We start from the raw sequence: 15894 nt of genomic DNA, 5'->3' as shown, positions 1-15894 counted from the left end.
CGCAGGCGGAGTCGCGGCCCGATCAGACATACGGTTCGAGCCTGGTGCGGATGTCCGCGGCGATCTCGTCGACGGGACGCGACGCATCCACCACCAGGAAGCGCTCTGGCTCCGCCTCTGCCAGCCCGAGATAGGCGGCGCGCACGCGTGCGTGGAAGTCGGACTTCTCTGCTTCCAGCCTGTCGTAGCGGGTGCGCGAGGTGTCGAGCCGCGCCCGTGCGGCGGTCTCGTCGAGGTCGAGGAGGATGGTCAGGTCCGGTAGGAGTCCCTGCGCCGCCCACAGCGACAGGTTGCGGATCTCGACGGGGTCGAGCACCCGCCCAGCGCCCTGGTATGCCACGGACGAGTCGAGGTAGCGATCCTGCAGGACGACCTCGCCGCGTTCCAGCGCGGGACGCACGAACGTCTCGATGTGGTGCGCGCGGTCGGCGGCGTACAGCAGCGCCTCGGCCCTCGCTGCGATGTCGCCTCTGTGGTGCAAGACGATCTCGCGGATCTCGACGCCGACCTCGGTTCCGCCGGGTTCGCGGGTGCGCACGACCGTTCGCCCTCGCTCCGCCAGCCACTCCTCGATCAGCTTCGCCTGGGTGGACTTGCCCGTCCCGTCGCCGCCCTCGATCGTGATGAAGAGCCCGCGACGTTCCGGATTCGTGTCGTTCCCGCTCACTCCACTGCCGACTTTGTCGCCGCCGCCTTGCGCGTGGTGGTCGTCTTGGCCGCGGTGGTCTTTGCCGTGGTCGTCTTCTTCGCCGCGGTGGTCTTCGCCGCGGTGGTCTTCGCCGCCGTCGTCTTCGCCGGCGACTTCTTGGCCGGAGCCTTCTTCGCGGGCGCCTTCTTGGCCGGGGCCTTCTTCGCTGGTCCCTTCGCCCGCTTGTCAGCCAGCAGTTGCACGGCGCGCTCGAAGTCGACCTCCTCGACCGTCTCGCCGCGCGGGATGGTGGCGTTGGTCTCTCCGTCGGTCACGTACGGACCGAATCGGCCGTCCTTGACCTTGATCGGCTTGCCGCTGACAGGGTCGGCGTCGAACTCTTTGAGTGCGCTCGACGCGCGGCGGTTGCCGTACTTCGGCTGCGCGAACAGTTCGAGGGCTCCGGCCAGGTCCATCGCGAAGATGTCGTCTTCGCTGGGGAGCGAGCGGGTGTCCGTGCCCTTCTTGAGGTATGGACCGTATCGCCCGTTCTGCGCCTGGATCTCCTCGCCGCTCTCCGGGTCGAGTCCGACCGTGCGCGGCAGGTCGAGCAGTTGCAGCGCTGTGCCGAGGTCGAGCGAAGCGAGGTCCATCGACTTGAAGAGGGACGCGGTGCGCGGCTTGACGGCGGCTGCCTTCTTCGTCGTCTTCTTGGCGGGCGCCGAGACTACTTCTCCTGTGGCCTGGTCGACGCTCTCCGCCGCCGGCTCTTCCTGGTCGACCTCGGTGACGTACGGTCCGAAACGGCCGTCCTTCGCCACGATGTTCTTGCCGTTCTCCGGGTTGACGCCGAGGACCCGGTCGGTGAGCACCGGCGCGTCGATGAGCTCGTGCGCCTTCGCCGGCGTGAGCTCGTCCGGAGCGAGCTCCGGCGGGATGTTGACCCTGCGCGGCGTCGCTCCCTCTGCCGCGCCATCTTCCGCGACTTCGAGGTACGGGCCGTACTTGCCGATGCGCAGCGTCACGTCGTCGTCGATGGCGATCGAGTTGATGCTGCGCGCGTCGATCTCACCGAGGTTGTCGATGACGCGGCGCAGACCGGTGTGCTTGTCGCTGCCGAAGTAGAAGCTGTTGAGCCAGTCGACGCGCTCCGCCTCTCCATCTGCGATCCGGTCGAGGTCGTCTTCCATCTCCGCGGTGAAGTCGTACTGCACCAGGTCGCCGAAGTAGTCCTCGAGCAACCGGACGACCGAGAACGCCACCCAGCTCGGAACCAGCGCCTGCCCTCGCGGCGTGACGTACCCGCGGTCGACGATCGTGGAGATGATGCTCGCGAACGTCGACGGCCGGCCGATGCCCAGCTCTTCGAGGGCCTTGACCAGGCTGGCCTCCGTGTAGCGCGGCGGAGGGGTCGTCTCGTGGCCGTCCGCCTCGACGTCTTCGACGCTCAGCCCCTGACCGGGTTGCAGCGGCGGGAGTTTCGCGTCCGCCGCGTCGGAGGAGTTGCGCTCCTCGTCCTTGCTCTCCTCGTATGCGTTGAGGAATCCGCGGAACGTGATGACCGTGCCGCTCGCGGTGAACTCGCCGATCGTGCCGGCGTGCTCGCCTTCCGTGATCGTGGTCTCGACGGTCACGGAGGCCGTCTGGCCCTTGGCGTCGGCCATCTGCGATGCGACGGTCCGCTTCCAGATCAGGTCGTAGAGTCGGAACTCGTTGCCGCGAAGCACCTTCTCGAGCTCGGACGGCGTGCGGAAGACCTCGCCGGACGGCCGGATCGCCTCGTGCGCCTCCTGGGCGTTCTTGCTCTTCGACGCGTATGTGCGCGGCTTGTCCGGCACCGTCTCCGGTCCGTACAGCTTCGCGGCCTGGGTGCGGGCGGCATTGGTGGCCTGCTGCGAGAGCGACGCGGAGTCGGTTCGCATATAGGTGATGTAGCCGCTCTCGTAGAGGGACTGCGCGACGCTCATCGTCTGCTTGGCGGAGAACCGCAGCTTGCGGGCGGCCTCCTGCTGCATGGTCGACGTGGTGAACGGGGCAGCAGGGCGACGCGAGTACGGCTTGGAGTCGACCTTGCTCACCGTCACCACGGTGCTCGGCCGGGAGATCGCGGCGGCGAGCGTGGTCGCCGTCTGCTCGTCGAGCGTGCGGGCGGACGATGTGAGCTTTCCGTGGTCGTCGAAGTCGCGACCGGTGGCGACGCGCTCTCCGGAGAGCCTGGCCAGCCTGGCCTCGAAGCCATTGGCGTCCTCCGGGGTGAACCGCGCCGTCAGCCCCCAGTACGAGGCGGGCACGAACGCAAGACGCTCGCGCTCCCTGTCGACCACGAGTCGGGTCGCCGCCGACTGAACGCGACCGGCGGACAGGCCTGGCCCCACCTTGCGCCACAGCACGGGCGACACTTCGTAGCCGTACAGCCGGTCCAGGATGCGCCTGGTCTCCTGGGCGTCGACCAGTGCGGTGTCGATCTCCCTGGTGTTGTCGCGCGCCTTCTCGATGGCTTCCTTGGTGATCTCGTGGAACACCATGCGCTTCACGGGGACCTTCGGCTGGAGCACCTCGATGAGGTGCCAGGCAATGGCCTCTCCTTCGCGGTCCTCATCCGTTGCGAGGAGGAGTTCGTCGGCGTTCTTGAGCGCTCTCTTGAGATCGGCGACCGTCTTCTTCTTCTGGTCGGAGACCACGTAGTAGGGCTCGAAGCCCTTCTCGACGTCGACGGAGAACTTGCCGAGCGAGCCCTTCTTGAGCTCCGGCGGCAGGTTCTTGGGCTCGATGAGGTCGCGGATGTGCCCGACGGACGCCATCACCTCGTAGCCGTCGCCCAGATACTGGGCGATCGACTTCACCTTGTTCGGTGACTCGACGATGACGAGTTTCTTCGTGTCAGACACCTGACTCCTCTTATATATACGCGCTGTTCTGCAACAGCGAGACGTTCGTAGCGCGCTCCCCCGGCGCCGCACCCCTGCGGCGAGCGTGGGCCGCACGGCCCCGACAGGCAAACCATACACACCTGAGCCGCTTGTCTGCCTAATCGGTGGATCTTCGTTCGCCGAGGGCGCAGACCTTGCGGTGGCCCGGGGCGGGAGGAAGATGAAGGTATGGCTATCACTTCAACGACGACGTATACCGCCAAACTGACCGACGGCCCCCTCGAGGGGAAGACCATCGCGACCGAATACCTCGGAACGGGCGAACCCCGCCCTCGTCTCGAGATCCCCTCCTCCACCGCAGGCAAGCGCTACCTCTATATCCGCTCCTCCGCGATCGAGTTCGCGTCAGACGACGCCCTCGACCGCCGCCCCAGCGCCGTGGAGTACCGGTATCTGGAGGCGATCTTCGACTGATCACGGCGTTCCAGGCGGACCTGCGCGCGCCGCGGCGCGCGCAGGAAGCCCCAGGTAGGTGACGGAGGTGAGCACGACGGCGATGACGCCATCGAGCTCACACGACACCAGTCGCGCACCGTTCGCAGATGCGACCCGCTCCGCCTCCTGACACGGTGACCCCGGCCGCAACCCTGACGCGACATCCGCCGCGGCGAGCGCCGCCCCGTCCGCCGCGGCACCGGACACGCGCCGCGCCCCGTACGCCCCTGCCACCGCCACGGCCGCTGCCGTCGCACACACGAGCACCCCGATCAGCGCCACCGCGAGAACCCCGGCTGCGCCGCGCTCGCACAGAATGCGCGCGCCCATCGCGCCCGCACGATCGCGCCAACCGCCCAGCCCGACCCCACGACCACGCCGACCGCCCGGTCCGCCCGCAGTCGCGCGCATGCAGGGGACGCCACGGCTCAGCCATCTGGGTGACCTTCGTCCGGCGCACACGCCCTGGCGGATGCGCGCAGCCCCAGGACCCCCAGCGCAGTCTCCTGGTTCGCACCCGTCGCTTTCACACACACCATTCCTCCTTCTCTGTCGACGGTCAGTTCCGCATCGGCCTCGCGCGCAATGCGGGCCGGGTCATCGCCACGGGCGAGCATCCGTGCTGACTGGGCTGCCGCATCCACGAGTCGTGCCTGCTGTGTCGCCACCTGAACGGCGCCGAGGCACAGCGCGAGGCAGGCGAGCACGGCGGGGAGCGCCACCGCGAATTCGGCGGTCACGCTCCCCCGCTCTCCGTCATCCGCCCGTGGTGAGAGCACGCGTGACCAGATCGGTGAGGATCGCTTTGACCTCGTCGCCGCGGAGCAGGACCACCAGCAACCCGGCGAATCCGACTGCTCCCATCGTCGCGACCGCGTACTCGGCCGTCGCCGAACCTCGTTCTTCGCGGATGACCCGCCTGACGAATCCACTCGTCGTTCCTCTTCTCATGTGCCTCTCCTCGTTGTTCGTTCCGTTGTTCGTTTCTTCGTCGTTCGCTCCGGCCGCTCGTTGTGGCCGTCTTTCCACCCTCCGGTGTGCGTCTCCCGCTGACCACAGCGATTCCCGATCGGTGGAGAACCGTCAGAACGCGGCGACTGTGGAGGAGATGATCGACAGCACCACAGGAGCGACGCCCAGCAGCATGAAGCTCGGAAGCACGCACGCGCCGAGAGGAAGCATCGACCGGACCGCGAGCGCCGCAGCGGTCGTTCTGCCCTGCATCCGGCGCTGCCGTCTGGCCCGAGCCGCCCCACTCCTGAGCAGGTCCGCCGCCGGGGCGCCGGCGCGCTGCGCCAGGCTCAGAATGCGCGCGACCTCCGCTCGATCGTCGCCGAGCACCTCGAGCGCCGAACACGCCTCGTCGCACATCGCCAGAGCGCTCGGCACCCCGACCCCGCCGCTCAGCGCCGTCGCGATCAGGTCGTGACGCAGACCGGGAACGTCGAGACCGGGGTGTGCCCGCAGCAGGAGGGTGCGCATCCATCGCCTCCCGACGACCAGCAGGAGCACACCGGCGCCGAGCAGTGCCCAGCCGACGGCCGAACCAGTGAGCGTGCCGACAAGGTCGACGCCCATCACAACGGCCAGCACCATTCCGACGACAGGCAGCCACGACACGAGCTGCGCTGTCGCCCGCGGCCCTGCCAGCGCCACGTGCACGTCGCGCTCCGCCTCCGCGCGGTCGCGCAGAGCGTCAGCGAGGCGACGCAGCGTCGGAGCCATCGGCGCTCCAGCGACGTCCGCGACCCGCCAGATTGCGGTCAACACCGTCCACGAGGCATCCGCCGCCGGGGAGACGTCTGCGGGAGATCGCGATCGCGCCGTCGCCCCCGATCTTCGCTCGACCGCCCAGGCACCCGCAGCCCGCGCCACAGCGTCGGCTGTCCGCTCCCCCGCCGCGATACCAGCTCCCACCAGCCCGGCCAGTGGATGCGCGGAGAACTCCCGCAGGTACCCCCACGCCGCCTCCGCCGTCACCCCCGCCTCCATGAGGGCGACCAGCTCCTCGACCAGCTCTGCGACCCGCTCTGCTTCTTCTCCCGCCCGCTCGCGCTTTTCACGCCGGCGAACCCAGGTACTCGCTCTCGTCGGTTTCACGACGTGCTCACCACGCCGAGCCGACCGTCCTCCGCCAGTTCCAACCGCCCGAAGCCGGCGACGCTGCGCGCGCCTCCGACGCGCTCGACGTGGACGAGCATCCCGATGGCGCTCACCGCCTGTCTGGCGACGGCGCGCTCGTTCAGCCCTGCCAGAGCGCCGAGTGCCTCGATGCGGGCGGGGACGTCGCCGATCGAGTTGGCGTGGAGCGTTCCGGCCCCTCCGTCGTGGCCGGTGTTCAGCGCGGACAGAAGATCGGTGATCTCCTCTCCTCTGCACTCGCCGAGGACGAGTCGGTCAGGACGCATCCGAAGCGCCTCGCGCAGGAGTCTCCTGAGGCCGACGCCGCCCGCGCCCTCCAGGTTCGGCTGCCTGGTCTGGAGGCCGACCACGTGCGGGTGCGCGATGCGGAGTTCCGCGACGTCCTCGATGGTGACGATCCGCTCGTCCGGCGGCGCGTGGGAGAGGACGGCGCCGAGGAGCGTGGTCTTGCCCGCACCGCCCGCGCCGGTGATGAGAAGGTTGGTGCGCTGCGCTATCGCGCGCAGCAGTATGTCCGCCTGCCGCCGGGTGATCGCACGGTCGGCGAGAAGGTCGGGCAGTCCCAGCACCCTGCCGCTCGGTATCCGAACCGACAGCAGCGTTCCTCCCGTTGAGACGGGAGGGAGCACCGCATGCACCCGTATCCCGTTCAGAAGGCGGACGTCGACGAACGGCGTCGCCTCGTCGAGGTGTCTGCCCCCGCTCGCCACCAGACGGACCGCGAGGTCTCGCGTCGTGCGCTCGTCCGAGCACCAGCCGTCGATGCGCCGGAGACCGCGTTCGCCGCCGTCGGCCCAGAGCTCGCCTCCCGCCGTGATGAAGAGGTCTGTGACGTCGTCGTGCAGCAGGTAGGGCGCGAGCGGCCCGAACGTCTGCCACAGGCCAGCCCGCTCGAACGTCGATGCGGACGGCGTCGCATCCTCAGGCTGCCCACTCGCACGGAGTTCTCTCGATGTCGTCCTCATGCAGGAACGCTACGAAGCACGCCGCATCCACCGCTGTCGCACCCGGAAACCCGTGGAGAACTCCCGAAACGCGCGGCGTGTGGAGAGGCACCAGACCAGCTGCAGCGCGTCGGCCCGGTTAAAAAAAGGGGGGCCGCACCTATTGGGGGGAACAGGTGCGGCCACTGCGGCGCATGATTGGGGGGAATCGTTTGCGCCGCACGCCAGAATTAATATTCGGCCGAGAGACAGTTTACGCAGAATCAATGCAAACGCAAGTCTTCATCGAGGAGGTCACCGCCAGGTTGTAGAGTCGACCATTGTCGCGCCACGACTTGACCATTCAGCATCGCAAAGGAGCGAACAGACTCCCCATGAGCAACACAATCGACAATCTGCTGCACGAAGCACGCCGCTTTGCCCCCAGCGAGGAGTTCGCGGCCAACGCGGTAGCGACCGCCGAGCTCTACGAACGTGCCGCGGAAGACCGTCTCGGGTTCTGGGCCGACCAGGCCCGTGAGCTCGTCCACTGGCACAAGCCGTTCACGCGCACCCTGGACTGGACCAACCCGCCCTTCGCGAAGTGGTTCGACGACGGCGAGCTGAACGTGGCGTACAACTGCCTCGACAGGCACGTCATCGCCGGCAACGGCGACCGCGTCGCCATCCACTGGGAGGGCGAGCCTGGCGACAGCCGCTCCATCACGTACGCAGAGCTCACCGCGGAGGTCAAGAAGGCGGCCAATCTGCTGACCAGCCTCGGCATCGCCGCGGGCGACAGGGTCGCGATCTACCTGCCGATGATCCCGGAGGCCGTCATCGCCATGCTGGCGGTCGCGCGCATCGGCGCCGTCCACTCCGTCGTGTTCGGCGGCTTCAGCGCGGAGAGCCTGCGCTCGCGCATCGACGACGCGGCTGCCAAGCTCGTCATCACTGCGGACGGCGGCTGGCGCAAGGGGAAGGTCTTCCCTCTCAAGAACGCCGTGGATGCGGCACTCGCGTCCGGCGAGACGACCGTCGAGCACGTGCTCGTGGTCAAGCGCGGCGAGAACGACGTCGAGTGGACGAGCGGGCGCGACCTGTGGTGGCACGACGAGATCGCCCAGGTGGACGCTGACCACGTCGCCACGTCGTTCGAGGCGGAGCAGCCGCTGTTCATCCTCTACACCTCCGGGACCACGGGCAAGCCGAAGGGCATCCTGCACACCTCGGGCGGCTACCTGACACAAGCCGCGTTCACCCACAAGAACGTCTTCGACCTCCACCCGGAGTCCGATGTCTACTGGTGCACGGCCGACATCGGCTGGATCACCGGCCACAGCTACGTCGTCTACGGCCCACTCGCCAACGGCGCCACCCAGGTGCTCTACGAGGGCACCCCGGAGACGCCGCACCCCGGCCGCTGGTGGGAGATCATCGAGAAGTACAAGGTCTCCATCTTCTACACGGCGCCGACCGCCATCCGCTCGTTCATGAAGATCGGCCGCCAGCACCCGCAGAAGTTCGACCTGTCGAGCCTGCGAGTGCTCGGATCGGTCGGAGAGCCCATCAACCCGGAAGCGTGGATGTGGTACCGCGACGTGATCGGCGGCAACACCACTCCCATCGTCGACACCTGGTGGCAGACGGAGACCGGCGCCATCATGGTCTCCGCCCTCCCAGGCGTCACCACGCTGAAGCCCGGCTCCGCGCAGGTGCCTCTGCCCGGGATCTCGATCGAGATCCTGGACGAGGCCGGGGTTCCCGTCGGCAAGGACCAGGGCGGCCTGCTGGTGGTCGCCGAGCCGTGGCCGAGCATGCTGCGCGGCATCTGGGGCGACCCCGAGCGGTTCAAGGAGACGTACTGGGAGAAGTTCGGCGACAAGTACTTCGCCGGCGACGGTGCCCGCTACGACATGGACGGCGAGATCTGGCTGATGGGCCGCGTGGACGACGTGATGAACGTCTCAGGCCACCGCCTCTCGACGGCGGAGATCGAGTCGGCCCTCGTCGCGCATCCCCTGACGGCGGAGGCTGCCGTCGTGGGTGCGGCCGACGAGACCACTGGCCAGGCCGTCGTGGCGTTCGTCATCATCAAGCAGAACCAGCTCGAGAACGCCGAGGCGATGGATGTGGCAGCCGAGCTGCGCAAGCACGTCACGGAGCAGATCGGCGCCATCGCCCGCCCGCGCGAGATCTTCATCGTGAACGAGCTTCCGAAGACGCGCTCCGGCAAGATCATGCGCCGCCTGCTGCGCGACGTGGCGGAGGGCCGAGAGGTCGGCGACACCACGACGCTCGCAGACACCGCGGTGATGAGCTCGATCCAGAGCAAGCTCTCCTAGCGCGTCCCGTGCACGCCGAAGGGCCCGCATCCACTGTGGATGCGGGCCCTTCGGCAATTCGGGATGCGCGCTACTCGAACGACAGGATGAGCTCGACCTCGACGGGCGAGTCCAGCGGGAGCACGGAGACTCCGACGGCAGAGCGCGCGTGCACCCCTGCGTCGCCGAAGATCTCGCCGAGCACCTCGGACGCCCCGTTGATGACGCCGGGCTGACCGGTGAACGACGGGTCGGAGGCGACGAAGCCGACGACCTTGACGATGCGGGTGACCCTGTCGAGCGAGCCGATGACGCTCTTCGCGGCGGCGAGGGCGTTCAGCGCGCAGGTGCGGGCGTACTCCTTCGCGTCGTCGGCGGGAACCAGGCCGTGACCGTCGCCCACCTTGCCCGTGGCGGGGAGCGCGCCTGACACCATCGGAAGCTGGCCGGAGGTGTAGACGTGGGTGCCGTCGACGACGGCAGGAGTGTATGCCGCGACGGGCGGAACCACGTCGGGAAGCACGATCCCGAGCTCGGCGAGGCGAGCTTCGACGGCGGCCATCAGGCGTCCTCTCCGTCGACGACGGGACGCTTCAGGTAGGCGACGAGGCCGCCTTCCGGACCGGTGACGACCTGCACCAGCTCCCACCCCTCCGAGCCCCAGTTGTTGAGGATCGCGGCGGTGTTGTGGACGATCAGAGGCGTCGTGAGGTATTCCCAGCGCGGCATTGTGCTCCTTGCGTTCGGGGGGTTTATCAGGTTTATCACCTACTCTGATCCTATGTCTGCCACAAAACCACGGGCTAGAGGTGTGCTCGGCGCCGTCGGCGCTTTCGTCGGCATGAGTGCCGTCGCAGGCCTCCTGGTCACGGCCGCCGTGACCCCCGCGATCGCGGTCACGGGGATGGCCGCCAACGACAGCATCGGCGTCTTCGAGGGCCTTCCCGAGTACCTCGACGTCGGCCAGCTCGCCCAGCCGACCACCATTTACGCGAAGAACGGCGACGCGGACGTCAAGCTCGCGACCTTCTACTCGCAGAACCGTCTGCCCGTCGCCTTCAGCCAGATCTCCCAGGCCGCGAAAGATGCAGCCATCGCCGGAGAGGACCCACGGTTCTACTCCCACGGCGGCGTCGACATCCAGGGAACGGTGCGCGGCGTGCTGTCGACCGTCGTCGGCCACGACGTGCAGGGCGGCTCCTCCATTACGCAGCAGTACGTGAAAAACGTGCTGCTGCAGAAGTGCGAGGCGATGCCGGTCAAGACCAAGGAGCAGAAGGCCAAGTACCAGACCTGCGTCGACGACTCCACGGGCGTCTCGCCCGACCGCAAGGTGAAGGAGATGAAGTACGCGATCGGTATCGAGAAGAAGTACTCGAAGGACGTCATCCTCACCGGTTATCTGAACATCGCCGGTTTCGGCGGCTCGGTGTACGGCGTCGAGGCGGCCGCGAAGTACTACTTCAACACCACCGCTGCCGCCCTCACGCCTGCGCAGGCCGCGAGCCTGATCGCGATCGTGAACGAGCCGACGACGCTCAAGATCGACGATCCGGAGAGCAAGACCAACGGCGCCGCCAACGGGTACGCGAAGAACAAAGAGCGCCGCGACTACATCCTGCAGAAGATGTACCAGTACAAGAAGCTCACCAAGGCGCAGTACGACGAGGCGGTGAAGACTCCGGTCACCCCGGCGATCACGCCGTCTACGCGCGGTTGCCAGACCGCCGGCGGCTCGGCGTACTTCTGCGACTATGTGCAGCGCATCATCCTGAACGACCCGTCGTTCGGCGCAGACGATGACACCCGCTCGGCGAACTTCCTCCGCGGCGGCTACAAGATCTACACCTCGCTCGACCTGACCCTGCAGCAGACCGCTGAGGAGACGATGGCGAGCTACGTGCCGCGTTCCTACGGCGACGTGCAACTCGGCGCGTCGCTGGTCGGTGTCCAGCCGGGCACGGGGCGTGTGCTGTACATGGCGCAGAACAAGCTGTACAGCGGGGATGCGGATGTGCTCAATTCCAGCAACGAGTACACCTCCGTGAACTACAGCACGGACCTCGACTACGGCGGCTCGAACGGCTTCCAGGTGGGGTCGACGTACAAGGTGTTCACGCTGGCTGAATGGCTGAAGCAGGGCCACTCGCTCTACGAGTCGGTGAATGCGAACGTGCGCACATACAACCTGTCGCAGTTCAAGAACTCGTGCGTGGACGTCGGCGGAGGCACCTGGCGCCCGACCAACGACTCGCCAGGGGAAGAGGGATACCGCACCGCCCAGAGCGCGACCACCCTCTCGATCAACACGGCGTTCGTCGCGATGGCGTCGCAGCTCGACCTGTGCGAGATCAAGAAGGACGCCGAGGCGTTCGGAGTCCACGACGCCGCCGGCGTGCCGTTGAAGAGCAACCCGGCGTCGGTGCTCGGAACGAACAATGTCTCGCCGATCACCATGGCCACGGCGTTCGCAGGCATCGCGAACAACGGCCTCACCTGCACCCCGGTCGCGATCGACAAGATCATCCGCGGCGACGGCAAGGAGATCGCTCCTCCTGCCACGAAGTGCACGCAGTCGGTGGATCCGGCGGTTGCGAAGGCAATGGCATACGCACTCAAGGGCCCGATTCAGGGCGGCACGGCAGCGGGAACGAACTCGACCGGTGTCGACATGCTCGGTAAGACGGGTACGACCGACGACAACAAGCAGCTCTGGCTGATCGCAGCCACGACGAAGGTCGCCGGCGCGTACTGGGTCGGCAACATCGTCGGCGACACGGATATGCGAAAGATCTATCCGACACACGGCATCTCCCCCGCGAGCGCTCGAACCAGGGTGATGAACGCGATGATGACCACTGCCGTCAACAAATACGGCGGCGACGACTTCGCCCGCCCGGACACCAAGCTGCTGCAGGGCGCCCAGGTCACCATCCCCGATCTGGCGGGCAAGTCGCCCGCCGACGCCAAGTCCATCCTGAACGGGCTCGGCCTCGACGGCATCGACGGAACCGCCGTTGACTCGGCCGCTCCCGCCGGCACCGTCGCTGGGACCGATCCTGCCGCCGGCACATCCGTCACCAAGGGCAACGGCGTGACGATCTACACCAGCAACGGCGCTCTGGTGCCGCTGCCGAATGTGGTCGGGCAGAAGCTGTCGGATGCGCAGAAGGCGCTGAGCCAGTTCGACGTGAAGGTGTCAGGGGGAAACAACAAGGACGCAATCGTCGAGGCGATGGACCCCGGCGCGGGCACCCCGGTCAAACCCGGCTCCGCCGTGACCCTGAAGGTCGCCGCGGCCGCTCCGAGCCCTGGAGTGGGAAAGTAGTGGCACGCCGGTCCGGCCTGCACGCGGCTGGCACAGCACTCGGTGTGCTCGCCGCGGCAGGCGCGGCCGCGTTCGCGTGGGGCACGCTGGTCGAACGCCGGCTGTTCACGCTCCGCAGGGTCACCGTCCCCGTGCTTCCCGCCGGCGCCGAGTCGATCCGCGTCCTGCACCTCTCCGACCTGCACTTGGCTCCGTGGCAGAGCGACAAGCAGGAGTGGGTCAGGTCGCTCGCCGACCTCAAGCCCGACCTGATCGTCGACACCGGCGACAACCTCGGCCACGCCGACGGCCTCACCGGGATCGAGCGGGCGTTCGAACGCTTCCAGGGCATCCCGGGCGTCTTCGCACACGGCTCGAACGACTACTTCGGCCCTCAGCTCAAGAACCCGCTCAAGTACTTCGTCGGTCCGTCCACCAAGAAGCCGTCGACGGCTCCGCGCCTCGACAACGCGGCGCTCACGGCCTACTTCCGCAGCCTCGGCTGGCTCGACCTCAACAACGCGGCGGGGGCCGTGGATGTGCGGGGCACCCACCTGGAGTTCTTCGGCGTCAACGACCCGCACATCCACTTCGACAGGGTTGAGGCGATTCCCGGCGCCCTGGACGAGCTGCGCGAGAACGACCCGTACGCCGAGGACGCGCTGTGGCCACAGGATGCGCCGCGGGCCGACCGCCCGACGGTCACCATCGGCGTCACCCACTCGCCGTACCGGCGGGTCCTCGACGCGTTCGTCACCTACGGTGCCGCGATGATCTTCGCCGGGCACACGCACGGTGGGCAGGTCTGTGTTCCCGGATTCGGCGCGCTGGTCACGAACTGCGATATCCCGCGCAGCCAGGTCAAGGGACTGAGCATCTGGCGCCACGCGTTCCGCTCGGCGTTCCTCAACGTGTCGGCAGGTCTCGGCACGTCGATCTACGCCCCGGTGCGCTTCGCGTGCCGCCCGGAAGCGACGCTGGTGACGCTGACCGCATCGGCCTGAGTGGTCACCAGCACCCCCCAAGCTCGTGTATTCTTATTGAGGCCTACGGGCCAATCGGGGTGTGGCGCAGCTTGGTAGCGCGCTTCGTTCGGGACGAAGAGGTCGCAGGTTCAAATCCTGTCACCCCGACAGAAAAATGCCGGAGCATGAACATGCTCCGGCATTTCTGTTTCCCGCCCACGAGCGCTCCGGCGGGCTAGCGTGCGCCAGGCAGCATGTTCCCGTCGAAGAACGCCGCCAGCTCGGCGTGGGCGTAGACCGGGAAGATCCCGGCCACGTACTGGTCGGGGCGAACGACCACGATCGCGCCATCGCGGCTGAGTTCACGGTCGCGGAAGATGTCGCGGCCGTGGCCGGAGGCGAAGATCTGGTTCAGGTCGATCAGGCCGAACGGGACCTTCAGCGGCTTGAACGCGTCCGGCACGTCGCCGGGCTCGACGAGCGTGTAGTCCTGCTGGTAGACGACCTTCGTGTCGAAAGTCGCGTCGTCGTCTCCGCCCTCCGGTGTGAAGCGGCTCCACGGGGATGCAGGGTCGGTGCGCCACCACTCGGCGAATTCGGCGGTCGGGGTGCCGCTCAGCGCTGGCGCCGCGGCGTCGGCGAAGACGTAGACGCGCCAGCGACCGTCCGCCTCGTGCAGGTGACCCAGGTGGCGCCAGCGGTTGTCTGCGCGACGGATCACTTCGGCGGACTTGAAGCGCTTGCCGATCGGGAAACCGGGAGCCAGCGCCTGGTGGGCGTCGCCCGCCGTGATCATCGACGGGGCGTACTGCGTCATGAAGCCGGCGGGGAACTCGAACGTCGAGACGTAGTATCGCTCCAGCTCGCCTGGGTCCTCCCACGAGTCGGCGGGACGGGCGAGCATGTCCGACCACTCCTTGTCGAAGTCGATGAGGTTCTGCGCGACCACTTTCCGCTCGTCCTCATAGGTCGACAGCAGGGACTCCGGGGCGCGGCCCTCGAGAACAGCGGCGAGCTTCCAGCCGAGATTGAAGCCGTCCTGGATCGAGACGTTCATCCCCTGCCCCGCCTTGGCGGAGTGGGTGTGGCAGGCGTCGCCCATGATGAACGCGCGCGGAGCACGCTCGCCGCGACGTTCGGCCGGCACGTCATCGAAGCCGTCCGTGATCCGGTGGGCGACCTCGTACACCGACGACCAGGCGACCTGCTTGACGTCCAGCGAGTACGGCGCGATGATGCGGTTCACCCGCGCGATCATCGCATCCACGGGGGTGGACCTGATCGCACCGGCGTCCGCGCCGTCGACCTCGCCGAGGTCCACGTACATGCGCACGAGGTAGCCGCCCTCTCGGGGGATGAGGAGGATGCTGCCCGCGTCGTGCGACTGGATGGAGCACTTGAGCTGGATGTCGGGGAAGTCGGTGTTCGCCAGCACGTCGAGCACGCCCCAGGCGTGCATCGCGGCCTCCCCGTGCAGCCGGTGGCCGAGGGATGCGCGTACCGAGCTCCTGGCGCCGTCCCCGCCGACGAGGTACTTCGCACGCACCGTGCGCTCCTCCCCCGCGCGCTCGCCGGCGACGTAGCGGATGCGCGCGGCGACAGGGTATTCGGCGTCGCGGTCGATCGAGAGGTCGAGGAACTCCACTCCGTAGTCGGGGACGATGCGGCCGGGGGCGCGCTCCGCGTCGCGCAGGAAGTAGTCCAGGATGCGGGCCTGGTTGACGTAGATGTGCGGGAACTCGCTGATCCCGGTCGCGTCGTCCGGTGCGCGGGACACCCGGACGATGCGGGAGGGGTCATCGGCGTCCGGCTTCCAGAAGCACATCTCGACGTTGCGGTACGCCTCGTCGATCACCTCGTTCGCGAAGCCGAACGCCTGGAAGGTCTCGACCGATCGGGCCTGGATGCCGTCCGCCTGCCCGACAGCGAGCCGGCCGGGCCGCCGCTCGATGGCGCGTGCATCGATGGACGGAAAGCGGGAAAGCTGAGCCGTGACAGCGACGGCCGCAGGTCCTGTGCCGACGATGAGCACATCCAGCTGGTCCGGGATGTCCGCCGCCCTGTCGATCCCGTAGCCTGCCGCCGGTTTGATGCGCGGGTCGGTGGCGACGTAACCGCGGTGGTGGATCTGCATCTCTGTGGCTCCTCATTGAACGCATCGATCGTTGGTGTATCTATAGTTGCGACATGGTTCCAACTATAGATACGATGCTAGTTGCCGCCGTTGCGCGTCGCAAGAG

At 67.7% G+C, this 15894-nt stretch carries 14 protein-coding genes and 1 tRNA gene; 5 read left to right on the top strand and 10 right to left on the bottom strand.

Annotated features, from left to right (window positions below):
• Positions 1-22: 22 nt before the first annotated feature.
• On the bottom strand, positions 23-667 hold the full coding sequence (tmk, locus tag ASE16_RS03425) for a dTMP kinase (RefSeq protein ID WP_055890557.1): 645 nt from the start codon (positions 665-667) through the stop codon (positions 23-25).
• Positions 664-3516, bottom strand: a complete 2853-nt coding sequence (gene topA, locus ASE16_RS03420) for a type I DNA topoisomerase (RefSeq protein ID WP_055890555.1) — start codon at positions 3514-3516, stop codon at positions 664-666. The genes tmk and topA overlap by 4 nt, the downstream gene beginning before the upstream one ends.
• 210 nt (positions 3517-3726) lie before the next feature.
• On the opposite strand from topA, the gene ASE16_RS03415 reads away from it, so the two are divergent.
• Positions 3727-3972 carry a hypothetical protein gene (locus ASE16_RS03415; protein ID WP_200949541.1) on the top strand — a complete coding sequence of 82 codons (246 nt, stop codon included), beginning with the start codon at positions 3727-3729 and terminating at the stop codon, positions 3970-3972.
• Here ASE16_RS03415 and ASE16_RS03410 read toward each other — a convergent pair whose 3' ends face one another.
• From ASE16_RS03410 to ASE16_RS03390, 5 genes are all read right to left on the bottom strand, one after another.
• Positions 3973-4323, bottom strand: coding sequence for an Rv3654c family TadE-like protein (locus ASE16_RS03410; RefSeq protein ID WP_055890553.1), 351 nt, complete (start codon positions 4321-4323; stop codon positions 3973-3975).
• A gap of 98 nt (positions 4324-4421) precedes the next feature.
• Positions 4422-4733, bottom strand: a complete 312-nt coding sequence (locus ASE16_RS03405; protein ID WP_235500321.1) for a TadE family type IV pilus minor pilin — start codon at positions 4731-4733, stop codon at positions 4422-4424.
• A 16-nt stretch (positions 4734-4749) separates the two neighbouring features.
• The gene (locus ASE16_RS03400) at positions 4750-4944 is read right to left on the bottom strand and encodes a DUF4244 domain-containing protein (RefSeq protein ID WP_055890550.1); all 195 of its coding nucleotides are present in this window, start codon (positions 4942-4944) and stop codon (positions 4750-4752) included.
• A gap of 132 nt (positions 4945-5076) precedes the next feature.
• The gene (locus ASE16_RS03395) at positions 5077-6093 is read right to left on the bottom strand and encodes a type II secretion system F family protein (RefSeq protein WP_235500319.1); all 1017 of its coding nucleotides are present in this window, start codon (positions 6091-6093) and stop codon (positions 5077-5079) included.
• Positions 6090-7100 carry a TadA family conjugal transfer-associated ATPase gene (locus ASE16_RS03390; RefSeq protein WP_082581190.1) on the bottom strand — a complete coding sequence of 337 codons (1011 nt, stop codon included), beginning with the start codon at positions 7098-7100 and terminating at the stop codon, positions 6090-6092. The genes ASE16_RS03395 and ASE16_RS03390 overlap by 4 nt, the downstream gene beginning before the upstream one ends.
• A 353-nt stretch (positions 7101-7453) precedes the next feature.
• Here ASE16_RS03390 and acs point away from each other — a divergent pair, with 353 nt between their 5' ends.
• Positions 7454-9403 carry an acetate--CoA ligase gene (acs, locus tag ASE16_RS03385; protein ID WP_055890549.1) on the top strand — a complete coding sequence of 650 codons (1950 nt, stop codon included), beginning with the start codon at positions 7454-7456 and terminating at the stop codon, positions 9401-9403.
• Between the two features lie 70 nt (positions 9404-9473).
• Here acs and ASE16_RS03380 read toward each other — a convergent pair whose 3' ends face one another.
• Both ASE16_RS03380 and ASE16_RS19945 read right to left on the bottom strand, forming a co-directional pair.
• Positions 9474-9944, bottom strand: a complete 471-nt coding sequence (locus ASE16_RS03380; RefSeq protein ID WP_055890547.1) for a RidA family protein — start codon at positions 9942-9944, stop codon at positions 9474-9476.
• Positions 9944-10111 carry a hypothetical protein gene (locus ASE16_RS19945; protein ID WP_200949540.1) on the bottom strand — a complete coding sequence of 56 codons (168 nt, stop codon included), beginning with the start codon at positions 10109-10111 and terminating at the stop codon, positions 9944-9946. The genes ASE16_RS03380 and ASE16_RS19945 overlap by 1 nt, the downstream gene beginning before the upstream one ends.
• A gap of 52 nt (positions 10112-10163) precedes the next feature.
• On the opposite strand from ASE16_RS19945, the gene ASE16_RS03375 reads away from it, so the two are divergent.
• From ASE16_RS03375 to ASE16_RS03365, 3 genes are all read left to right on the top strand, one after another.
• On the top strand, positions 10164-12710 hold the full coding sequence (locus tag ASE16_RS03375) for a transglycosylase domain-containing protein (RefSeq protein WP_235500317.1): 2547 nt from the start codon (positions 10164-10166) through the stop codon (positions 12708-12710).
• Positions 12710-13693: a metallophosphoesterase gene (locus ASE16_RS03370; protein ID WP_082581189.1), complete on the top strand. Its 984-nt coding sequence runs from the start codon at positions 12710-12712 to the stop codon at positions 13691-13693. The genes ASE16_RS03375 and ASE16_RS03370 overlap by 1 nt, the downstream gene beginning before the upstream one ends.
• 55 nt (positions 13694-13748) lie before the next feature.
• Positions 13749-13822, top strand: a tRNA-Pro gene (locus tag ASE16_RS03365).
• Between the two features lie 67 nt (positions 13823-13889).
• Here the strand turns inward: ASE16_RS03365 and ASE16_RS03360 are convergent.
• Positions 13890-15788, bottom strand: coding sequence for an FAD-dependent monooxygenase (locus ASE16_RS03360; RefSeq protein WP_055890542.1), 1899 nt, complete (start codon positions 15786-15788; stop codon positions 13890-13892).
• Positions 15789-15894 lie beyond the last annotated feature (106 nt).

This window comes from Leifsonia sp. Root227 (genome assembly GCF_001428745.1).
In the GTDB taxonomy this organism is placed as follows: domain Bacteria; phylum Actinomycetota; class Actinomycetes; order Actinomycetales; family Microbacteriaceae; genus Leifsonia.
Note: the sequence above shows the minus strand (reverse complement) of the source record. Positions and strands in the feature narration are given on the sequence as shown.

Excerpts from the sequence above, each read along its gene's own strand:
- ASE16_RS03410 (WP_055890553.1), bottom strand. The coding sequence starts at position 4,323 with ATGGGCGCGCGCATTCTGTGCGAGCGCGGCGCAGCCGGGGTTCTCGCG.
- ASE16_RS03390 (WP_082581190.1), bottom strand. The coding sequence starts at position 7,100 with ATGAGGACGACATCGAGAGAACTCCGTGCGAGTGGGCAGCCTGAGGAT.
- ASE16_RS03415 (WP_200949541.1), top strand. The coding sequence starts at position 3,727 with ATGGCTATCACTTCAACGACGACGTATACCGCCAAACTGACCGACGGC.
- acs (WP_055890549.1), top strand. The coding sequence starts at position 7,454 with ATGAGCAACACAATCGACAATCTGCTGCACGAAGCACGCCGCTTTGCC.
- ASE16_RS03380 (WP_055890547.1), bottom strand. The coding sequence starts at position 9,944 with ATGGCCGCCGTCGAAGCTCGCCTCGCCGAGCTCGGGATCGTGCTTCCC.
- ASE16_RS03375 (WP_235500317.1), top strand. The coding sequence starts at position 10,164 with ATGTCTGCCACAAAACCACGGGCTAGAGGTGTGCTCGGCGCCGTCGGC.
- ASE16_RS03400 (WP_055890550.1), bottom strand. The coding sequence starts at position 4,944 with ATGAGAAGAGGAACGACGAGTGGATTCGTCAGGCGGGTCATCCGCGAA.
- ASE16_RS19945 (WP_200949540.1), bottom strand. The coding sequence starts at position 10,111 with ATGCCGCGCTGGGAATACCTCACGACGCCTCTGATCGTCCACAACACC.
- ASE16_RS03360 (WP_055890542.1), bottom strand. The coding sequence starts at position 15,788 with ATGCAGATCCACCACCGCGGTTACGTCGCCACCGACCCGCGCATCAAA.